At 76.3% G+C, this 19,661-nt stretch carries 19 protein-coding genes; 10 read left to right on the plus strand and 9 right to left on the minus strand.

Features of this window, described 5'->3' with window-relative positions:
* The first annotated feature begins 8 nt into the window (after positions 1-8).
* Complete coding sequence (locus ACR9E3_RS17065) at positions 9-2,324, plus strand: CDP-alcohol phosphatidyltransferase family protein (protein WP_460381533.1); 2,316 nt, start codon at positions 9-11, stop codon at positions 2,322-2,324.
* 6 nt (positions 2,325-2,330) lie between these two features.
* Here ACR9E3_RS17065 and ACR9E3_RS17070 read toward each other — a convergent pair whose 3' ends face one another.
* The 3 genes from ACR9E3_RS17070 to ACR9E3_RS17080 all read right to left on the minus strand — a co-directional run bounded on the left by ACR9E3_RS17070 (position 2,331) and on the right by ACR9E3_RS17080 (position 4,396).
* The gene (locus ACR9E3_RS17070; protein WP_460381534.1) at positions 2,331-2,609 is read right to left on the minus strand and encodes a hypothetical protein; all 279 of its coding nucleotides are present in this window, start codon (positions 2,607-2,609) and stop codon (positions 2,331-2,333) included.
* Positions 2,610-2,642: 33 nt separating this feature from the next.
* Positions 2,643-3,224 carry a Clp protease N-terminal domain-containing protein gene (locus tag ACR9E3_RS17075; protein ID WP_460381536.1) on the minus strand — a complete coding sequence of 194 codons (582 nt, stop codon included), beginning with the start codon at positions 3,222-3,224 and terminating at the stop codon, positions 2,643-2,645.
* Between the two features lie 548 nt (positions 3,225-3,772).
* Positions 3,773-4,396, minus strand: coding sequence for a hypothetical protein (locus ACR9E3_RS17080; protein ID WP_460381538.1), 624 nt, complete (start codon positions 4,394-4,396; stop codon positions 3,773-3,775).
* Positions 4,397-4,573: 177 nt separating this feature from the next.
* Between ACR9E3_RS17080 and ACR9E3_RS17085 the strand changes: the two genes are divergently transcribed.
* The gene (locus ACR9E3_RS17085; RefSeq protein ID WP_460381539.1) at positions 4,574-4,975 is read left to right on the plus strand and encodes a hypothetical protein; all 402 of its coding nucleotides are present in this window, start codon (positions 4,574-4,576) and stop codon (positions 4,973-4,975) included.
* A gap of 2 nt (positions 4,976-4,977) precedes the next feature.
* Here the strand turns inward: ACR9E3_RS17085 and ACR9E3_RS17090 are convergent, their stop codons facing one another.
* A complete protein-coding gene (locus ACR9E3_RS17090; RefSeq protein ID WP_285657217.1) occupies positions 4,978-5,205 on the minus strand; it encodes a hypothetical protein in 228 nt (75 codons plus the stop codon).
* Between the two features lie 132 nt (positions 5,206-5,337).
* Here ACR9E3_RS17090 and ACR9E3_RS17095 point away from each other — a divergent pair, with 132 nt between their 5' ends.
* The 3 genes from ACR9E3_RS17095 to ACR9E3_RS17105 all read left to right on the plus strand — a co-directional run bounded on the left by ACR9E3_RS17095 (position 5,338) and on the right by ACR9E3_RS17105 (position 8,725).
* On the plus strand, positions 5,338-6,597 hold the full coding sequence (locus tag ACR9E3_RS17095; RefSeq protein ID WP_460381540.1) for a hypothetical protein: 1,260 nt from the start codon (positions 5,338-5,340) through the stop codon (positions 6,595-6,597).
* Positions 6,598-6,667: 70 nt separating this feature from the next.
* The gene (locus ACR9E3_RS17100) at positions 6,668-8,182 is read left to right on the plus strand and encodes a class F sortase (RefSeq protein WP_460381541.1); all 1,515 of its coding nucleotides are present in this window, start codon (positions 6,668-6,670) and stop codon (positions 8,180-8,182) included.
* Between the two features lie 30 nt (positions 8,183-8,212).
* Positions 8,213-8,725 carry a mycothiol transferase gene (locus ACR9E3_RS17105; protein ID WP_460381543.1) on the plus strand — a complete coding sequence of 171 codons (513 nt, stop codon included), beginning with the start codon at positions 8,213-8,215 and terminating at the stop codon, positions 8,723-8,725.
* A 3-nt stretch (positions 8,726-8,728) separates the two neighbouring features.
* Here the strand turns inward: ACR9E3_RS17105 and ACR9E3_RS17110 are convergent, their stop codons facing one another.
* A complete protein-coding gene (locus ACR9E3_RS17110; protein ID WP_460381544.1) occupies positions 8,729-9,085 on the minus strand; it encodes a VOC family protein in 357 nt (118 codons plus the stop codon).
* 287 nt (positions 9,086-9,372) lie between these two features.
* Between ACR9E3_RS17110 and ACR9E3_RS17115 the strand changes: the two genes are divergently transcribed.
* Positions 9,373-9,990, plus strand: a complete 618-nt coding sequence (locus ACR9E3_RS17115; RefSeq protein ID WP_460381546.1) for a hypothetical protein — start codon at positions 9,373-9,375, stop codon at positions 9,988-9,990.
* 43 nt (positions 9,991-10,033) lie between these two features.
* Here the strand turns inward: ACR9E3_RS17115 and ACR9E3_RS17120 are convergent, their stop codons facing one another.
* Both ACR9E3_RS17120 and ACR9E3_RS17125 read right to left on the minus strand, forming a co-directional pair.
* Positions 10,034-11,128, minus strand: coding sequence for a C39 family peptidase (locus tag ACR9E3_RS17120; RefSeq protein ID WP_460381548.1), 1,095 nt, complete (start codon positions 11,126-11,128; stop codon positions 10,034-10,036).
* An 86-nt stretch (positions 11,129-11,214) separates the two neighbouring features.
* Positions 11,215-11,379 (minus strand): hypothetical protein, encoded by a 165-nt coding sequence (locus ACR9E3_RS17125; RefSeq protein WP_285657230.1) that lies wholly within the window; start codon positions 11,377-11,379, stop codon positions 11,215-11,217.
* Between the two features lie 224 nt (positions 11,380-11,603).
* Between ACR9E3_RS17125 and ACR9E3_RS17130 the strand changes: the two genes are divergently transcribed.
* Positions 11,604-11,756: a hypothetical protein gene (locus ACR9E3_RS17130; RefSeq protein WP_460381550.1), complete on the plus strand. Its 153-nt coding sequence runs from the start codon at positions 11,604-11,606 to the stop codon at positions 11,754-11,756.
* 4 nt (positions 11,757-11,760) lie between these two features.
* Here the strand turns inward: ACR9E3_RS17130 and ACR9E3_RS17135 are convergent, their stop codons facing one another.
* A complete protein-coding gene (locus ACR9E3_RS17135) occupies positions 11,761-13,800 on the minus strand; it encodes an acyltransferase family protein (RefSeq protein ID WP_460381551.1) in 2,040 nt (679 codons plus the stop codon).
* 117 nt (positions 13,801-13,917) lie between these two features.
* On the opposite strand from ACR9E3_RS17135, the gene ACR9E3_RS17140 reads away from it, so the two are divergent.
* Positions 13,918-15,411: a DUF2235 domain-containing protein gene (locus ACR9E3_RS17140; RefSeq protein WP_460381553.1), complete on the plus strand. Its 1,494-nt coding sequence runs from the start codon at positions 13,918-13,920 to the stop codon at positions 15,409-15,411.
* A 214-nt stretch (positions 15,412-15,625) separates the two neighbouring features.
* Positions 15,626-16,090 (plus strand): hypothetical protein, encoded by a 465-nt coding sequence (locus ACR9E3_RS17145; RefSeq protein ID WP_460381555.1) that lies wholly within the window; start codon positions 15,626-15,628, stop codon positions 16,088-16,090.
* Positions 16,091-16,276: 186 nt separating this feature from the next.
* Here the strand turns inward: ACR9E3_RS17145 and ACR9E3_RS17150 are convergent, their stop codons facing one another.
* Positions 16,277-17,176 carry a hypothetical protein gene (locus tag ACR9E3_RS17150; protein ID WP_460381557.1) on the minus strand — a complete coding sequence of 300 codons (900 nt, stop codon included), beginning with the start codon at positions 17,174-17,176 and terminating at the stop codon, positions 16,277-16,279.
* A 539-nt stretch (positions 17,177-17,715) separates the two neighbouring features.
* Between ACR9E3_RS17150 and ACR9E3_RS17155 the strand changes: the two genes are divergently transcribed.
* On the plus strand, positions 17,716-19,635 hold the full coding sequence (locus ACR9E3_RS17155; protein ID WP_460381558.1) for a heparin lyase I family protein: 1,920 nt from the start codon (positions 17,716-17,718) through the stop codon (positions 19,633-19,635).
* Positions 19,636-19,661: the final 26 nt, after the last annotated feature.

Genomic DNA, 19,661 nt, shown 5'->3' on the forward strand with positions numbered 1-19,661 from the left:
TGGCAGGTGTGCGACGCCCCGCCCCGATCCTGACCGCCGAGCTCGCCGGCGGCGCGGTGGCGAGCGCGGGGCTGCTCGGCGTGCTCGTCGAGGGCGCCGGGCTCGGGCCGTTCGGCCTGGTCGTGGGGGCCGCGGCCGCGGCGGCGCTGGTCGCGGTGCTCCTCGGGGCGGGGGTCGACGCGCTGGGCCCCGCGGGGCGCGTGACGCTGCTGCGCGCCGTGCTCGTCGTGGGGGTCACCGCGCTGGTCGCCGACCCGGTCTCCACCCCGGCGCTCGTCGTGCTGACGGCGGTCGCGCTCGCGCTCGACGGGGTCGACGGTGCGGTCGCCCGGCGCCGCGACGTCGCCTCGGCGTTCGGGGCGCGCTTCGACATGGAGCTCGACGCGTTCCTGCTGCTCGTGCTGTCGTGGCACGTCGCGGGGCAGCTCGGGAACTGGGTGCTGCTCATCGGGCTCGCGCGCTACCTCTTCGTCACCGCCATGGCGGTGCTGCCCTGGCTCGGCGGCGAGCTGACGCCGCTGCGCTCGGGCAAGGTCGTCGCCGCGGCGCAGGGTGTCGTCCTCGTGGTCGCGGCCTCGCAGCTGCTGCCGGTCGTGGTCGCGACGGTCCTCGTGGCGGCCGCCCTCGCCGCGCTGGCCTGGTCGTTCGGCCGTGACGTCGTCCGCTTGTGGCGCACGGCCGCGACGCACCCGGTGCGCCTCCGGCGCGGGCTGGCCGGCGTGCTCACCCTGCTGGCGGGCGTGCTGGTGCTCCTGGCGCTGCTCATGCCCGGCGACATCGCGCGCCTCGTCCCGCCGTCGGCGCTGCGCGTGCCGTTCGAGGTGCTGGTCGCGCTGGTGGTCGCGGCGCTGGTGCCCGTGTGGCCGCGGCGGGTGCTCGCGTGGGCGGCCGGTCTCGTGCTCGGCACCCTGCTGGTGCTGACGTTGTTCGACCTCGGCTTCTCGGTCGCGATCGCGCGCCCGTTCGACCCGGCCCGCGACGCGGCGCTGCTCGGCAACGCCTACGACTTCGTCGCCGAGACCTCCGGTCCGGCGGTCGGGACGGTCGTGGCGGTGGTCGTCGCCCTGCTCGGGGTCGGGCTCGTCGTGGGGACGGGCGCCGCGGTGGCCCGCCTCGCGCGCATCGCCGCCGCCCACCGGTCCGGGGCGCTGCGCCTCGCGGCGGTGCTGGCCGTCGCCTGGTTCGTGGCGTGGATGCTGTCGGTGCAGTTGGTGCCGGGCGTCCCTGTCGCCTCGCGCGACACCTCGATCCGTGCCGTCGACCGCGCCGTCGAGATCGACGCCGGGGTCCGCGACCAGCAGGCCTTCGAGCGGGAGGCGTCGGTCGACGCCTACCGCGGCGTGCCGCCGGACCGGCTGCTCACCGCGCTGCGCGGGCGCGACGTGGTCATCGCCGTCGTCGAGAGCTACGGCGTGGCCGCGCTCGACGACCCCGGCCTGTCCGGGCCCGTCCGCTCCGCCCTGGCCCAGGGCCAGCAACGGCTCGACGCCGCGGGCTACGGCGCGCGCACCGGCCTGCTCACCTCGCCCGTCGCCGGCGGCGGCAGCTGGCTCGCGCACGCCACCCTGCTCTCCGGGCTGTGGATCGACGGCGAGCAGCGGCACACCGACCTCGTCTCCTCCGACCGCCTCACGCTGACCCGCGCGTTCCAGGAGGGCGGCTGGCGCACGGTCACCGTCCAGCCCGGGACGACGGGGCCCTGGCCCGAGGCGGCGTTCTTCGGCCTCGACCGCTCCTACACCCACGACGACCTGGGCTACCGCGGCCCGCGGTTCAGCTGGTCGCCGATGCCCGACCAGTACGCGCTGTCCGCGTTCGACCGCCTCGAGCCCCGCGGCCCCGGCACCCCGCCGACCATGGCCGAGCTCGTCCTGACCTCGAGCCACGGACCGTGGGCCCCGCTGCCCCGGACCGTGCCGTGGGACCAGGTCGGCGACGGCAGCGTGTTCGGCCCGGAGGAGCCGCAGCACTCGTTCCAGTCGATCTTCACGACGCCGACGCCGCAGGTCCGGGACGACTACCGCCGCAGCATCTCCTACACGCTCTCGACGCTCTACGACTGGGTCGGGCGCCGGGCGGCCGAGGACCCGGCCCGCGCGCCCGTGCTCGTCGTCTTCGGTGACCACCAGGCCTCGCCCGCGGTCACCGGGCCGACGACCGATCGCGACATCCCGATCTCGGTCGTGAGCCGCGACCCCGCCGTCCTCGACCGGATCGCCTCCTGGGGCTGGTCGCCGGGTCTCGTCCCCGCGCCGAACGCGCCCGTCTGGCCGATGAGCGCCTTCCGCGACCGGTTCCTCGACGCGTACGGGCCCCAGCCGTAGCCGGGCTCAGTCGTCGATCTCCTCGGTCGCGAACCGGCCCGACGCGTAGCTGATGATCGTGCCCTTCTCGGACGTCGAGAGGAGCCGGGCGAGGGCGTCGCGGCGCTGTGACGCGTCGTCCTCGTGGTCGACGCGGCCGGTGACGTCGATGTTGTCGTGACGGTGGGTCTCGACCGTGACCATGAACCCGCCGTCGGGGTTGTGCGGCAGGGTCTTGACCGCGACCACCTCCGAGGCGCGGTACCAGTCACCGTCGGCGGCGCGGATCCAGCTGGGCTTGGCCATGCGCCGGATTCTGTCCGCCGGGACGGCCCGGCGTCACGCGCCGGTGACGGGACGCCGCCAGGCCGAGGAGAGCAGGCCGCTCGGGTCCCGCGGCGACGGGCGCGGCGTGCGGGGCGGCCGACCGGCCAGCATCGCCCCCGCCGCGGCGAGCTCGGCCGGCTCGACCCCGAGGGCGGCGAGCATCTCCGCCGCCTGCCCCCACGGCCGCGCGAGCAGGGCGGTGAGCAGGCCCGACGCGGTCACGGTGCCGTCGACCGCGGCGCCCGCGAGGACCTCCGCGACCGCCGGGCCGGCGACCGGCCCGCCCCCGTCGCGCGCCACGGGCTCGGACACCGACGACGACGCCACGAGCGACATCGCCGCGCCCGCGGTCGCGCCGGTGACGCCCACGACGGCGAGCAGCCCCGCCTCCGGTCCCTCGGCGCGCACCAGCCCGAGCAGCAGGTGCCCGGTGCCGAAGGACCCGTGCCCGCGCTCCTCGGCCTCCCGCCACGCGAGCGCCACGATCCGCTCGGCGTCGTCGGTCACCGTCCGGGGCTGAGGGCGCGGGCGCGGGGCGGGCGTGACGCCGGGGAGCCCGGCGAGCGTGTCGTGGATGGGTGTGGTCGTCCCCATGGACGCTGGTCTGTAGTGGGTCGCGGTGCGCGAGGCGAGCAGGCGCGCGGGCGACCGGGCGCGTCCGGGCCTGCGCCGACACCGCGGGTCATCGCCGGCGGCCACGGTCGAGGTCGGGCCGGGCGGCGCGCGACGGGCGTGGGGGACGTCCCGGACACGCCGTGACGCGGCCGGTCCCGAGCGGCGGGGCGACCGCCTGTCCGGCGGATTCGACCCCGACACGCCGGCTGACGCACTGGGTCCTTCGCTCTGCGGACAGCGGGCGGAGGGTGCGCCGTGGGGAGCGAGGGCGCCCCTCGCTGCGTGGGGCGCAGCGAAGGCGCCCCTCGCGGCACGGTGGAGAGAGAGCGAGGGCGCCCCTCGCTGCACGGTGGGGAGCGAGGGCGTCCCTCGCGGCGTGCGGCGCAGCGAAGGCGCCCCTCGCTCCTCCGGACGTCCCGGCGGTCCCCGGGAACGCTTCGGTTGTCGAAGCGTTCCCCGGCGTCCCCGACCCCGCCCGCGGCGCGTACGCCGAGGGCCCGGCCCGGGCTGCGCCTCCCGAAGCGTTCTCAGACGTCCCCGGCCCCGCCGACCCTGTGGTCGTAGTAGGCGAGGAGGCCCCGCGCCCCGTGCGCGGCGAAGCCGGCGCCCGGGTCGGCGGGTTCGGCGGGAGCGGCGGCGAGCACGGCGCGCAGGTGCCGGTCGACGAGCGCGTCGAACGCCTCCCAGCGCGCGACGGCGGCGTCGAGGTCCCGGGGGTCGACGCTCGCGTCCGGGGCGAAGTCGCGCTCGGCCGCGACGACAGCGTCGGCGAGGGCCGCGCGAGCCTGCGGGTCCACGCCCTCGAGGTCGGCGTCGAGGACCAGCCGCACCGCCCAGAAGACGTCGTCGACGTGGTGGCCGAGCCAGTGCCGGCGCCGATGGATCGCACCCAGGTGCGGCCAGCGCTTGCGCGCCGCCTGCCGTGACCGCCCGGTGACCCCACCCAGGTCGGCGAGGCTCGCCCCGAGCCAGACGGCCGCCTCGGCTCGGCGGGCCGCCGCCGCGGCGCTCGCGGCGCGGACGTCGGCCTCGACCGCCAGCGCCGACCCGAGGCCGGCGAGGGCGCGGTGGCGCGCCGCGCGCTCGCCGCCCCGGTCGTCCGGCCTCGGGCCCACGTCGGCGACACCGACCCCTTCCACACCCTCGTCCACGGCGCGGTCGATTGACAACCTCAGGTTCACATCGGGCAGCGTCTCACACCGTGTCAACCACAGGTTCACGGAAGACGCAACGTCACCGTTCCGGGCCGACCGTGGAGGCGATAGGCTGAGCGAGTGAGGTCAGGCGCGACCGATCTCACGCAGCGCGATCAGCCTGGGGGGTTGAGCATGACGAGCACGATCACCGGTGTCACGGCACTGGCGGCACTGACCAGCCTGCCCTCGTGGCGCGGGATGACCCCGGCCGAGGCCCGGGCGGCCCAGGTGCTCGGGATGGCGTGGGAGCCGGCCGAGATCGTCGAGCTGGCGATCGAGTGGGTCGGTGCCGGCCTCGACGCCGCCTCCCTCGTCGACCTCGCCGGGCGCGGCTGGGACGACCCGGCCGTGCCGCTGCTCTGGGACCTCGCGCTCGACGATCTCGGGGCGGCCCACCCGACGCCGCGCACCGCGGACCGCCTCCTGTCGGCCTATCTCGCCCGCCGGACCGAGCGCGCCGCCCGCATCCCCGCCCCGCGCTGCACCCACTGCGGCACGGTCGGCACGGCCGGCACGGTCGGCACGCCCGCCTGACCTCAGGTCCCCACGAAGCCGGTGCGCGGGCCCTCGTCGTGCACGCGCGCGAGAACGACGGCGTCGGTGCGCACGGTGGTGCCATCGCCGAGATCGAGCGTCGGGTGCGACTCGCGGGCCTCCAGATGGGCCACGATCCGCGCGCGGAGGGACGCGGCCGCGTCGTCGTCGAGGTTGGTGACGGTGTGCTCGTGACCGCTGCGCAGGGCCACGTACAGGCTGGAGCTCATGGGTCCAGCGTGATCCCTCCGGTGAGGAGACGGGGCCGTGTTCGCCGAGGGCAGGACGCCGTTCCCGAACCCGGGACCGGTCGTCCCGAGTAGTGCGCCGAACGGACCAATGACCCACTAGGGTGATCGTTCGTGGCGAGCGGGGGCTGGACGGGTGCGCCCGCGCCGCACCACGCCCGCTGGTGGGTGACGGGCACCCTCGGCGCTGTTGTGCTGGTCGGGGTGCTCGTCCTGGTCCTGCGCTCGCCGACGTTCCGGGCCACCGCGACGGCCGTGGCGACGCCCGCGGACGTCGCCGGCACGGTCGTCGGCCTCGCCACGACCGTGCCCGTCCGGTCCGCGGCGGCGCGCGACGCCGGCACGGACACCGACCGGGCCGGCGACGTCGACGTCACCGCCTCCGCCGCCGGGATCGTCACCGTCGCCGCGTCCGGCGACTCCCCCGAGCAGGCGCGCGACCTCGCCCGCGCGACCGTCGCCGCGCTCGCCGACGCGCAGGGCCGCCTCGACACCGCGAGGCTCCGGGCGGACCTCGCGCCCCTCGACGGGCAGATGCAGGAGCTGACGACGGCGCTGCGCGCGACGCCCCTCGGCGATCCCGCCCGGGGCCCGCTCGAACAGCGCTACGCCGCGCTCGCGGCCGCCCTCGCCGAGCGCACCGCCGCCCCCGCTCCCCGGCTGCTGCCCGACGGCGACCCGGTGGTCACGACCGAACGACCGCCCTGGGTCGAGGTGCTGCTGGCCGTCCTGGCGGTGGCGGTGCTCGTCGGGGTCGGCGTCGGCGTCGCGCGGGCCCTCGGCGGCGAGCGGGCCGCCCGGGCCCGCCGCGACCGGACCCTCGCGCTGGCGCGCGTCGACGGTCCGCACGCCGTCGTGCACCCCGGCGACGACGTCCCGGCGGTGCTCACCCGCCTCTACGCCGACGTGGTGCGCGGCCGCGGACCGGTCCTGGTGTTCCAGCTCGCCGACCCGCGGGCGCGCGACGTCGGCCGCGACCTCGTCGAGGCCGCCCGCATCACCGGCGACGTGCTCCCGCGGCGCGACCTGACGGCCGACGGGCGGCACCCCGTCCCCGACGACCGGGACGAGCCCGCGGTCTACACGCTGCGTCGGCCCCGCCCCGACGACGACGCGCTGGGCCGGGTGCGGGCGGTGGGCGTGCGCTCCGCGCTCGTCGCCGTCGACACCCGGCGGGCGCTGCCCGCGCGCCTCGCCGACACCGTCTCGGCGCTCGAAGGCGCCGCGGTCGGCGTCCGGGGCGTCGTGGTCTGGCGTGGCCGCTTCCCGCGGGCGCAGACTCCCCCGACCACCCGCGGCGCGGCGACCGTCGCCGGTGGCGCTCCCCCACCCGGCTCCTCGGGGTCCGGCGGCGGCACCGCCGCCGGACCCTGACACGGCGCTCCCCCGCACCACCCCCGCAGCCTCCCGTGGCCCTCGGGCCGCCCCCCGACGAGGAGCTCCCGTGTCCGACCAGGACCCGTCCCACGACCCACGCCAGGACCCGCCCCACGACCCGGCACCCGCGACCCCCCCGGCCGAGGACGGCGCGGCCCGGCGGTCCTGGCACCGCCGCCCCGTGGTGTGGGTGGCCGTGGCGCTGGTCGTGCTCGCGGTCGTGGGGGTGACCGTGACGGTCGGCGTCCGGCAGGCCACGGCCGACACCTCGACGGGGATGCTCCGCATCGCGCACCTCTCGCCGGTGACCCCGTCGGTGGACATGTACGTCACCGGCCCGGACCTCCCGGAGACCCTCGTCGCGCCGGGCGTCGCGTACCGCGGCACGTCGCCGTACCTCACCGAGCCGGCCGGCACGTACACGCTGACCGCGCGCCCGGCGGGCGCGCCGGCGGGCAGCCCGCCCGCGGTCCGGGTGTCGGTGGAGGTGCCGGCCGGCACCGCGCAGACCGCGGCGTTCGTCGACTCGACCGTCTCGGGCGCACCGGAGCTGCAGGTGCTCGACGACCAGACAGCACCCGCGCCGGCGGGCTCCGCGCAGGTGCGCGTCGTGCAGGGCGCCAACGGGGTCGGGGCGCTCGACGTCGACCTCGACGGCGGACCGCCCCTGGCCCGCGACCTCTTCTACGGCTCGACGACCCCGTACGCCACCGTCCCCGCGCGGGCGTGGGAGGTGCGGCTCCGCTCGCGTCTCGGGTCGACCGACCAGACCACGGTGCCGCTCTCGGACACCGGGGTGACGACGCTGTTCGTCGGCCGCGAGCCCGACGGTCAGCTCATCGTGGCGGCCGTCCCCGACGCCGCGACCGTGGCCGGGGTGCCCGCGCCGGGGACCGAACCGACGACGCCCCCGGCGACCCCGACCCCGCGACCGACGCCGGACCCGGAGACCCCGCTGCCGACGCCGCCACGCGTGCCGCCGGTGCCGCGCGGAGGCACCGAGGCGGGCCTCGGCGGGCTGGCGCGGCCGACCCTGATGTCGGCGATCGGCAACTGGTTCTCGGGCTTCTTCTCCGACTCCGACGAGGTGCCGCCCGCGCCGCGGATGCCGCTGGCGGCGGCGCTGGCCGCGCCCGACGGCCTGCGCCCCACGGCCATGCAGATCCCGTCGATCGGGCTCGCCGCGCTCAAGCTCGCCGACCTGCGCATCGACTACCGGGGCGCCCTGCAGGTGCCGACCGACTTCGGTCAGGTCGGCTGGTACACGTCGAGCGCGGTGCCCGGCGACCCCGGACCCGCGGTGTTCGCCGGGCACGTCGACACCCGCCGCGGGCCGGCGGTGTTCGCCCAGCTCGACCGGCTGCGCCCCGGCGACCTCGTCGAGGTCCCGCGCTCGGACGGCGGCACGGCCCGCTTCTCGGTCGACAGCGTCGAGTACTTCCCGAAGGACACGATGCCGAGCGACCGCGTCTACGGTCCCTCGACGGTGCCCCAGCTGCGCCTCCTGACGTGCGGCGGCCCCTTCGACGAGGGCACGCTGTCGTACCGGGACAACGTCGTCGTCTTCGCGACGCAACGCTGAGCGGAGCGGCGGGATCGAGGAGGGTCACGCGTGGACGCCATCGACGTGCTGGTCGACGCCTTCGGACGGGCGCAGGGAGACCTGACCCGGGCGGTCGAGGGGCTGAGCCCCGACGAGCTGGCCTGGCGGCCGGACGCCGAGGCCAACCCGATCGCCTGGCTCGTGTGGCACCTGACCCGCGTGCAGGACGACCACGTCGCCGACCTCGCCGGCACCGAGCAGGTGTGGACCGCCGACGGCTGGGCCCGGCGCTTCGACCTCCCGCTCGACGACGCCTCGATCGGCTACGGGCACACCAGCGAGCAGGTCGCGGCGGTGCGCGTCGACGACCCGGCCCTGCTCACCGGCTACCACGACGCCGTCCACGAGCGCACGGTCGCCTACCTGCGGACCCTGAAGGGCGAGGACCTCGACGAGGTCATCGACGACCGCTGGGACCCGCCGGTGACCCGCGGGGTGCGGCTGGTCAGCGTGGTGGACGACGACATCCAGCACGCGGGCCAGGCCGCCTACCTCGCGGGCCTGATCGAGCGCCGGCGCTGAGCCTCACCCCGTCGGGCAGAGGCAGAACGGGTGGCCGACCGGGTCGATGAGCACCCGCCACCGCTCGCCCGGCTGGTGCTCGGGCACCGTCGCGCCCAGCTCGCGGGCCCGGGCGACCGCGGCGTCGAGGTCGTCGACGCCGAGGTCGAGGTGGTAGCGCTTGGTGCCCTCCGGGTCCGGCCAGGGCGGCGGCGTCCAGCCCGGCACGCGGCCAAAACCGATCGGCGCGCCCTCGCCGGAGATCATCGCGTACTCGTCCTCGGCGTGGACCGTCGTCCAGCCCAGCAGCGCCCCGTAGAAGGCGGCCTGGGCCCGGGGGTCCGGACCATCGAGATTGATCATCGCGAGCGTGGTGGTCATCGCGGCCTCCTGGCCTCGTGCGGGAGCGGACAGCGACGACGTTAGGGCCCGTTCCTGACAGGGCACGTCAGTTGCCCGCGGCGATCTCCCGCCGCGGCCGACCGGGTCGTCCCGGTCACCCGACGTGGTGAACCCGGCTGCCACGGGCTTCAGGACGGTAACGACAGCGACTCCCCCTGCGACATCGCTCACACAGCGTCCACATGGCCGCTGCCTGCTAGGCCATTCGGGGGTTGATCATGGGGCACCACCACCGGCGGGACGACGGTCCGGTGACGGTCGCGGTCGTGGCCGCACCCCGGCACGCCGCCCGCCCGGTCGCCTTCGACGCCCCGCCCGCGGGGCTCGGCTATCCCGCGCCGACGGCCTACCGCCCGCACCCCGTCACGGGGGTGCCGACGCCGCCCGCGATCCCCGCGCCGGCCCGCACGCCCGCGGCGCCCCGCCGATCCGCCCGCCGCTCCGCCGGCACCCGCGCCCCGCTGACCGTCGCGGTCGCGGGCGCGGCCATGGCGCTCGTCGGCGTCGGCTCGCAGCTGCCCGACCTCGTCCACGCCGTCGCGACCACGGCCGCGAGCTCGCCGGCGCCCGCCGCCGCGCCGAGTGCCCCGGCGACGCCGGTGAACGCCCCCGCCGTCGCCCGGCAGTGCGCCGCGGTCGTCGCCGACGCCCTCGACGACACCGTCGCCACCCTCGGCCGCACCCCGAGCTCGCAGTGGACCGGTGTCCTCGACGCGCGCGGCGACGCGCTGGCCGCGACCTACGGCGAGACCTCGCCCGAGCACCGCGCCTTCGAGCGCGGCGCCGACGACATCCTCGCCTGGATGCGCGCCGACACCTCGGAGGACTACGGCGCCGTGACGATGCGCGTCGCCCGCTCCGTCGCCGCGACCTGCGGCGCCTGACCACTATGTGAGCGAACTTCGGTGCCATAGCACCAGAGTTCGCTCACGTACGGGGGCGGCGCGGGCGGACGATGCCCGCCGCGGCGAGCAGGGCGGAGACGCCGCCGGTGGCGACGGCGACGTGCTGCAGCACGATCGGCAGGAACACCACGCCCGTCGAGCCCTCGGAGATCAGGGCGCCCCGCATCTCGCGGAGGCCGGGCTTGCCGACCGCCGCGTCGGCGGGCGGCGTGCCGCCGGCCGCGGAGGGGTCGGTGCCCTCCGCGGGCACCGGGTGGGTCGGGGCGTTGTCGGCGGGCGCCGTGTGCGGCGGGGCCGTGTCGGTCACGAGCATCTCGTGGTCCGAGTCGCTCCACGCGTCCTCGAAGGTCGCGCGCGGCACGACGGAGACCGCGCCGCTGGGGTCGCCGGGGTCGGCGAGGTAGACGTTCTCGTCGTCGATGCCGGTCACGACCACCGCGTGGTTGGCGTCGGCGCCGCCGTCGCCGGCGTCGTCGTCCTGGTGGTACCAGATCTCGTCGGCGTCGACGTAGGCGATGATGTCGCGGTCCTGGTCGAGCAGGAGCTCGAGGTCCTTGAGGCTCCCGTGCGTCGTCGTCGCGGGGATGCCGTAGCTCTCCAGCAGCGCCTCGCCCTCGGACGAGGTCATCCCCGACGCGTCGTCGGGGCGCCCGTCGCCGTCGGCGTCGGTGGTGGTCAGCCAGCCGTGCCGCACGGCGCGGTCCACGACCTCCTGCTCGCCGACGTTGTGGCCCTGCCACTCGCCCACGACCTGCGCCACCGACGCCGGGACGCAGTAGCCGTTCGTCGACTGCGCGTACCAGTACGACGACGCCTGCGCCGGGTCGCCGTGCATCCCGTCGTCGCGCGCGGCGGAGGCGTCGGCCGGGAGGGCGCCGTCGCGGAAGTTGTCCTCGTGGCGGTACCAGTCGGTCGACCAGCCGCCGTCGGTGATCGGGTGCACCTCGTCGTCGGTGACGAGCCCGTCGCCGTCCGCGTCGGTCCACCCGAGGTCGAGCACGCCGTCCCCGTCGGTGTCGACCGCGGTGACGTCGACGCGCCCGTCGCCGTCGAGATCGGTGAACAGGTCCGTGGGCTCGGGGGCGTCCTCGGCGACCATCTCGGTGACGTCGTCCACGGCGCGCTCCCTCGTCGGTGACGCCACGCCCCTCCGGCACCGGCGTCGGCCCTTCGACGCCGCGGCGGACCGGGATTGTTCCCCGCTCAGGCCTGCGAGATCAGGGCCTCGGTGCGCACGGCGTTGAGGTGCCGCTCGCGCGCGGTGCGACGGGCCCGGTCGGCGGCCTGGTTCTGGGCGACGGTGACGCCCAGCAGCGCCCCGCCCAGGAAGATCACACCGACGACGACCACGGCCACGATCACGAACATCCGACTCTCTCCTTCGTCCCCCGAGCGCCGGGAACGCCCCGCACTCACGGATCCAGACGGGTGTCGGGCCCTCCGGTTGACGGTCACGCTGCGTCGGCAACGTCACGACCGCGAACCTGTCCGGTGGACGCAACCTCACCGCCGTGACGCGCCCGTGACCGGACACCTGCCCGTCACGCCCGCGGGCGCATCGCCACGGGCGCGCCCGGGTAGGCAGTGCCGTGATGGACAGCGAGCCCCGCACCCCCGACGAGCCGGATCGTCCCGACGACACGGCTCCCGACGCCGACCCCGACGAGGTCGAGCCGGCGTTCGACATCGACCTGGAGCCGGACGAGCAGGGCACCGCCGAGGCCGGCGAGGAGCCGACCGGCTAGCCGCTCACCAGCCCAGCAGCGCCGGCATCCGCTCGCCGACGACCGGCGCCATCGTCCGGCTGTACGATGCCGAGACGTGGTTGTCGTCGAGGTAGACGAGCACGTTGCCGATCTCGGGCGGGCAGCTCACCGGCCCGCAGAGCTCGCCCGACAGATCCAGGAACGCCACGTTGTCCGGCACGTCCAGCGCGGTCCAGGGCGGGTCGTCGGCCAGCAGTTCCGCCCGCGGGATCGCGCACTCATCGGCGCCCCGGCCGTACTTCTCGAGACATTCCGCGGGCTTGTGGTCGAAGCGCGGGTTGTCGCGCACGGCGAGCACCGGGACGCCGGCCTCGTCGAGGCGCTGCCAGCCGGCGACGAACCCGTCGGGGGTCTGCTCGGTCAGCCCGGCCCGGACGTCGCGGGTGGCGCTGACGACCACGGCGTCCGGCGGATCGGCCGCCAGGTGTTCGATCGCCGCCGCGTTCCAGTCGACGCACGTCACGTCGGCCGGGTCGGTCTCCGAGGTGGTCCCGAAGGGGCACCGGGCCCGGACGAGGGTGGTGACCTCCCAGTGCTGCTCGCGGGCGACGGGCTCGAGCGCGGGCAGGAACTGCTGCATGTGGGAGTCGCCCACCACCGTGATCCGCCGCGCCGGCTCCCCCTCGGCGCGCACGGGCACGCACTGCTCGAGGACGGGGTGGTCGGGCACCGGGGCGCAGCCGTCGCGGTACTGCGCCCAGTCGTCCTGGATGCGGGCCACCGACGGCTGCACCGGCACGCTCTCCCCGGTGTCGGCGACGTAGTCGGGGCCGAGGGCGACGGCCCCGGGGTGGCGCTCGTCGCCCACCGACGGGTCCGCGCCGGCCGCGACCACCGCCGACCACACGCCCAGTGCGGCCAGCGCCGGCGCCAGGCACGCCGCGACGACGAGCGGCGCGCGGACCGGGCCGCCGAGCCGCTCGCGGGGCAGGCGGCGCAGCGGTTCCTCGAGGACGTGGTGGGTGCCGACCGCGAGGGCGACCGAGACCGCCACGACCAGCAGGCCGCGCGTCACGCCCGCCGTCGCGCTGCCGGTGAGCACGAGCAGGGTGACGAGCACCGGCCAGTGCCAGAGGTAGAGCGGGTAGCTGATCCGGCCGAGGTACTGGGCGGTCGGGCTGGTCAGCAGCCGGTCGGCGACGCCCGCGCGCCCGGCCACGATGACCGCGACCGCCGAGAGCACCGGCCACAGCGCGAGGTAGCCGGGGAAGGCGGCACCGACGTCGAGCACCGCACCACACGTCACGAGCCCGGCGACACCGAGCACGCCGAGCACCGCGCGGGCCGCCCGGCCCAGCCGGATGCGGTCGGCGACCAGGGCGAGGACGCCGCCGACCGCGAACTCCCACACGCGGGTGCGGGCGTCGAAGTAGGCGACGGCCTGGTCGGACGCCGTCGCGGCCACGGAGTACGCGAACGACGCGAGGCCGGCGCCGGTGAGGACGACGAGCAGCGCGGCGCGCACATCGAACCCCCGCCACCGCGCCCACCGCGCGACGAGCAGCACGAGGACCGGCGCCAGCAGGTAGAACTGCGCCTGGATCGACAGCGACCAGAAGTGCTGGGCGACGCTCGCCGAGCCGTGGTTCGCGTAGTAGTCGACGGCGTCGGCCGCCAGGCGCCAGTTCTCGACGAAGAACGCCGACGCGAGCAGCTCGTGGAGGTTGCGCGTCCACGTCGAGGCCGGCAGCAGGACGGCCGCGACGACCGCGCTCACCACCAGGACCAGGCCGGCGGTCGGGACCAGGCGCCAGAACAGACGCGTCCACGTCGCGGCCACCTCGACGCGCCGGCCCCGGATCGCGGTGCGCGAGAGCATCCCGAGCACGAAGAAGCCCGAGAGCAGGAAGAACACGTCGACGCCGCCGGAGACCCGCCCGACCCAGACGTGGTACACGACGACCAGGACGGCCGCGAGACCCCGCAGGCCCTCGATCTCTCCGCGGCGCTCGGTCCGCGAGGTCGTACCGGGCGTACCGGGCGTGCCGGACGTGCCGTGGTCGGCGGTCGCGAGCCCGCTCACGTCCTCTGGTCCTCCTCGCCGGTGCCGGGATCTCCGCGTCCAGCCTCCCCGACGGCCCCGGGCGGGCCGACGGCGGGCAGGTCGTCGGAGTGATCATCCAACCGGGACACTGGTCGGGTGAGCGTGACGCGGCGCCTCGTCGTCTGCTGCGACGGGACCTGGAACACGGCCACCGACCGCACCAACGTCCGGCGGCTGTACGACCGGCTGGCCGCGACCGACGACCAGGTGCCCCGCTACTTCCCGGGTGTCGGCACCGACGGCGGACCCGTGCGCCGGGTGCTCGACGGCGCGCTCGGGCTCGGCCTCGCCGCCCACATCGCCGAGGCCTACCGCTGGCTCGCCGAGACCTTCTCCCCCGGCGACGAGCTGGTGCTGCTCGGGTTCAGCCGTGGCGCGTTCACCGTGCGCAGCCTCGTCGGGATGCTCGCGCGCTGCGGGCTCGTCGCCTTCACCGCCGACCAGGACGACGCCGCGCGGAACGCGGTCGTGGCGCGGATCTACGCCGAGGGCTACCGCGCGCAGCAGGACCTCGAGGGCCTCACCTTCCACCGGGGATTCGGTCCCGAGGACCGCGCGCCCGTCGCGTTCCTCGGCGTGTGGGACACGGTGGGCGCGCTCGGCGTCCCGAAGACCTTCGGGCTGGTCTCGTCGCTGGTCGGCGGCGAGCGCGTCCAGTTCCACGACCTCGAGCTCACCCCCGACGTCCGGAACGCCCGCCAGGCGCTGGCCCTCGACGAGATGCGCGGGCCGTACGTGCCGTCGGTGTGGCGGACGCCGCCCGAGGGCCGGCACGACTCGTTCGCCCAGGTCTGGTTCCCGGGCGGCCACGGTGACGTCGGCGGCGGCAAGCCCGACACCGACCTCTCCGACGGCGCGCTGCGCTGGATGATCGACGAGCTCGACGCGACGATCGCGCCGCGCTGGGCACCGGACGCCCCGGCCCGCCCGGAGGGCCGTCCGTGCGGCGCGCTGGACGACGGCGTCGACGGCGTCTGGCGGCTGCTGAGCCCGCGGCCCCGGTCGGCACCGCACGTCGTCGACGGCGCCGACGACGTCAGCGCCTCCGCCGCCGCCCGCCGTCGCTGCGACCTGACCCCGCCCTACCGGCCCGGGACGGTGCCCTCCGGCGACGGCGAGACGGTCACGGTCGGCGCGGCCGAGCCCTGGGTCGAGACGGGGCTCTACCTGCCGCCCGGCCGCTACGCGCTTGCGGTGTCGGGGTCGTGGCGCGACCACGGTGCCGCCTCCCCGGCGACGGGGGCCTCGCCCTGGCCGGTCACCTCGTGGCCGTCCTACGCGGTCGGGACGGTGCTCGACGGGGTGCGCGCGCTCGTCGAGCGGGCCACGGGCAACCCGCGCGGCGACGTCGTCGGCAGCCGCCGGGTGCCCGAGGCCCGGTGGCTCGAGCTGGTCGCCGCCGTGGCGGACGACGTCGTCGACCTCGACGGCACCGTGCACGAGGGCACGACCGTGCCGATCGGGTCCCGTGGCGAGCGCGAGCTGGTCCTCACCCGCGGCGGCTACCTCTACGCCTTCGCCAACGACGCCTGGACCGGCTACGGCTCCAACCGCGGTGCGGTGACGCTGCGGGTCGCGCGGCTCGGCTGACCCCGTCCACCCGGTCGGCTCAGCCCCTGCTCCCGCGCACGTCACGGCGAGGTTGTCCCTCGGTCGTGTGAGTTCCGAGATCGGGCCGTTATCGAGTCGTGACATCACTCGTTGGTCGACTCAAGGGAACGCCGCGTCACGTTCCCGGACGTCCAGGGTCTGCGACCCCGTGCGTCGACCACGCTTCCCACCCTGACGCGAGAGGTTCCCGAACATGGGCACGCACTCCGCCCGCCGCTCCGGCGGCGCCATGACCACCGTCGCGAGCCGCGGGCTCTTCACCGCCACCGCCGCGTTCGCGCTGGTCGGCGGCAGCGCCGGCATGGCGTTCGCCGGCGAGGCCCCGTCGCACGGCCACGAGAGCTCGAGCGACAGCGAGCACGGCAGCGAGCACAAGAGCAGCGAGAGCTGCGAGATCCCGATCGTCGACAAGAGCGGCGAGACGGTCGACCACGTCGCGAACGCCGCGACCGGCAACGCCACGGCCTCGACGCTCGAGACCGTCAACGCCGCGAGCAAGCCGGTGCACGACGCCGCCTGCCCGCCGGCGAAGGAGATCCTCGGCGCGGTCGACAGCAGCGTGCCCGGCGCCTCGCAGGCCTCGAGCACGGTGCAGTCCACGGTCGACACCCTGGCGGGCTCCGTGCCCGGCGGGTCGGACGGCGGCGACTCCGAGTAGGTCGCACCGCACGCAGGACCCTCACGGCCCGGGTGGCATCCCCGAAACGCCACCCGGGCCGTGTGCTGTCCGGGGTCGGATCCTCCCGACCGCGGAGCCGCGTCGGCCCCGGCCCGTCGGGGGTCGGGCCGGGGCCGTGCGGCGCCGGGGAGCGGAGTCTTTCCGGGAGGCGAGCGGGTGCTCCGCTCAGCGCACGCTGTGCGTGCGCCGGCTGCGGGTGTTCGCCTCGAGCTGCTGGCGCCAGAGCTCCCAGGTGTCGGGGTCCATCGACTGGCCCGCCGGCGGGGTGTGCGGGGCGCGCGGACCGGGCAGCGCGAGCTGGCGCCCGGTGGTGATGGCCGGGAACTGGCCGGTCAGCGGCTTCCAGGGCCAGGCGCTGCGGACCGCGCGGGACCGGTGGAAGCCCAGGCCCATGATGAAGCCGAAGATCAGGTGACCGATCAGCGACAGCGTCAGCGTCACCCAGGTCAGCGGGAACATCATCGTCTGTCCCCGCGGCGCGATCGCGACCGTGCCGATGAGGCCCGCCCACACCGGGAACACCGAGAACGCGACGGCCGCCCCCACGACGGCGCGCCGGGACCAGCTCTGCATGCCGACCGCGCAGGCGAGGGCGAAGAACGTGATCCCGATGCCGCCGCCGTCGCCGATGTAGCGCCACAGGTAGCCGACCACGGCGCCGGAGGTGAGGTCGTCCGGATTGCCGGTGATCCAGGTGCCCATGGTCGGGATGAAGTCGGCCCACCAGCCGAAGACGTGCACGGTGGTCAGGCGGAACCCGTCGTAGATCGCGCAGCCGACGACGCCCCACCACATGCCGCTCGCGACCACCCGGTCCCCGCCGTGCGGGGCGAGGACGGTCAGCGCCACGATGGCCGTGGCCAGCGGGATCACGAGGATGCCGGCCGAGTACTGCATCTTGATCACGCCGAAGACGTGCGCGGAGATCGCGAGGAGCGGCAGTGCCGCCAGCAGCAGGTGCAGCCCGATCCGCACCAGCCCGGCGCCGTCACGGAGCCCGGGGACACTCGTGGCGGCCGGACCCGGCCCCGCGGTGGGGCGCTCCGGCGTGGTCGTCGTGTTCATCGCCGGGAACGCTAGGGAAGCGCCTGGCCACGCACGGCGAACCTGAGAGACCCTGAGGACACCGACGCCCACGCGCCGCCGGGACGCGACGACCGGCCGGGCTGCTCACCCGTTCGGCCTACCTCACGCGACGACCGGGGCGAGGCCCTTTCAGGTCCCGATCCACGCCCCGGACGCGGCGACGACCCGCACGGGACGCGCGCCGAGCGGGGCGGTCCGACGACCCTCCGCGAGCCCGCCCGCCGCCCGTCGGACCGGTCGTCGACGCCGCGCCGACACCGGGCCGTGACCTCACCGCGATCCGACCCGGACGTTCTGGACAGCGCGGAAAGGGACCCCGGCAACCCGGTTGGCCGCCTGTGCAGGCAGGATGGAGCAGCCATCCGCCGCTATGAGGACGCCGTTCGGCCCAAGGGGTCGCTCGGGAGCACGCTTCGGTCACGGTCGGGTGACAAGCTGTTCATGAACGAGCACGATCCGTACGGCCGCGCGACAGGTGGAGGGCTCACCGGTCCGGACCGACCCGGAGGACGCCCTCGATGACCGACGTGGTGACCCACGCCGACCCCTCGCCCGGCGACGGGCGCCGCCGCGCCCGCGGGCACCGGGCGCAGCGTGGCCTCCGCACGCCGGGTAGCGGCCCTTCCGCCCATCGCGCGACAGGTCACCACGACACGGAGACGGTGTCCAGCGACGGCGGTTCCGCGGCGCGTCACCGCCGGGCCGCGGAGCCGGTCACCGCCGAGCCGGCCGCCGAGCCCGTCGGCACCGGGCGCCACCAGTCCCCGGGCGGCCGGCTCGCGTTCGATCCGTCGACCGGCAGCTGGTCGTACCGCGGGGACAGCGGGGATGCCGACGCCCCGACCGTCGAGACCCCCGTGAGCGCCCCGGCGGCCGTCCCCCACGCCGCGGGACCGCGGACCGGCGGCCACCGGGCCCCGGAGCCGGCTCCCGGCGACGCGCCGCGCGTCACCGGGCCCCGCACCGGCAGTCACCGGGCGCCGGAGACCACCGAGACGGTCACGGCGACGGCCGCACCGGCCCCGACGTCGTCGGCGGTGGCGCCCGTGACGCCGACCGGTCCCTGGTCCCCGGGCCCGCGCACCGGCGGCCACCGGGCACCGGAGACCCCGGCATCCGTGACCGCCGCGCACAGCGCCCCGGCCGAGCCGCGGACCACCCAGCAGCGGTTCAGCGAGCAGCGGACCACCCAGCAGCGGACCACCGAGCACCGCGTCAGCCGGCACCGCAGCGCCGACACCGGCCGTCCCACCGTGACGCCCGCCGCCACACCCGCCGTCACACCCCTCGCCGAGCCCGACGAGGCCGACGCGGCCGACGAGGCCGCGACCACCACCGTCCGCGCCACCCCCGACGAGGCCAGGACCACCACCGTCCGCGCCGCGGAGACGACGGCCACGAGCATCGGGCGCCCCGGGGCGCACGGCCGTCGCAGCGGTCCCGGCACCGGCGCGACGAGCGTCGTCAGCAGCACGGCCGGTGCGCACGGCACGACCGGCCCGTCCCACGCCGCGGCGCGCCGCAAGGGCCTGCCGTTGCGGGCGACGATCGGCCTGATCGGCGGCGGCGGGGTGGCCGCGCTCTTCGCGCTGACCTCGGTCGGCTCGCCGCTCGTCCCGAGCGCCCCGGCCGAGCAGATCCCGACGGCCTCGGCGCCGGCCGGGCTCTTCGAGCGCGCCCCCGATGCCGCGACGGCGCCGCCGGCCCTGCCCGTCGCGCCGCCCGCGAGCTCGACGACCCCGGCGGCGCAGGGCCCGGCCCCGGTGATCGGTGCGCTGTTCGACCTCGCCGCCGGGAGCCTGAGCGAGCTGTTCGACAACAGCGGCGACAGCGGTCTGGTCGAGAACGGGAGCAAGCCCCGGATCGTCGACAACCCCGACGCCCCGGGCCGGCAGGCGTGGCAGTTCGCGCTCGGCCCCGGCGGCAAGCGCAGCGAGGTGCTGCCGCAGGGCCCGGGGACGGAACCGCGGGACGGCGACGAGCAGTACGTCCGCTACACCGCCCGCCTCTCCGACGACTTCCCGACGAACACCGGCAGCTGGCAGCTGCTGCTCCAGTGGCACCACGCGCTGCCGAGCGGCTCGCCGCCCCTGGCCCTGCAGGTGACGCAGGGCCAGCTGATGATGGTCAGCAACGGGGACGACATGCGCTCGATCGGCGCGGTCCGTCCGGGCGACACGATCGACCTGACGATGCACATCCGGTTCTCCCAGGACCCGTCACAGAGCTCGGTGACGGTCTGGCGCGGCGGTCAGGCCACCGGTGTCACCGACTGGAGCCCGCGCCAGGGCACCATGAGCACGGCCTCGGCGTACATGAAGATGGGCATGTACCGGGACCCGAACATCCGCCAGGGCGGCTCGGTGCTGGTCACCGACCTGAAGATCGGGCGCGACGCCCGCGGGATCGGCGGCCTCGGGCCGCGTCCCGTCGACTGACCCTCCTCACGCCCCACCGGCACCCG

The organism is Actinomycetospora sp. C-140, from assembly GCF_054796175.1.

Coding starts and splice junctions, on each gene's coding strand:
- ACR9E3_RS17155 (WP_460381558.1), top strand. CDS start 17,716: ATGACCGACGTGGTGACCCACGCCGACCCCTCGCCCGGCGACGGGCGC.
- ACR9E3_RS17150 (WP_460381557.1), bottom strand. CDS start 17,176: ATGAACACGACGACCACGCCGGAGCGCCCCACCGCGGGGCCGGGTCCG.
- ACR9E3_RS17075 (WP_460381536.1), bottom strand. CDS start 3,224: ATGGGGACGACCACACCCATCCACGACACGCTCGCCGGGCTCCCCGGC.
- ACR9E3_RS17110 (WP_460381544.1), bottom strand. CDS start 9,085: ATGACCACCACGCTCGCGATGATCAATCTCGATGGTCCGGACCCCCGG.
- ACR9E3_RS17070 (WP_460381534.1), bottom strand. CDS start 2,609: ATGGCCAAGCCCAGCTGGATCCGCGCCGCCGACGGTGACTGGTACCGC.
- ACR9E3_RS17145 (WP_460381555.1), top strand. CDS start 15,626: ATGGGCACGCACTCCGCCCGCCGCTCCGGCGGCGCCATGACCACCGTC.
- ACR9E3_RS17125 (WP_285657230.1), bottom strand. CDS start 11,379: ATGTTCGTGATCGTGGCCGTGGTCGTCGTCGGTGTGATCTTCCTGGGC.
- ACR9E3_RS17085 (WP_460381539.1), top strand. CDS start 4,574: ATGACGAGCACGATCACCGGTGTCACGGCACTGGCGGCACTGACCAGC.
- ACR9E3_RS17090 (WP_285657217.1), bottom strand. CDS start 5,205: ATGAGCTCCAGCCTGTACGTGGCCCTGCGCAGCGGTCACGAGCACACC.
- ACR9E3_RS17130 (WP_460381550.1), top strand. CDS start 11,604: ATGGACAGCGAGCCCCGCACCCCCGACGAGCCGGATCGTCCCGACGAC.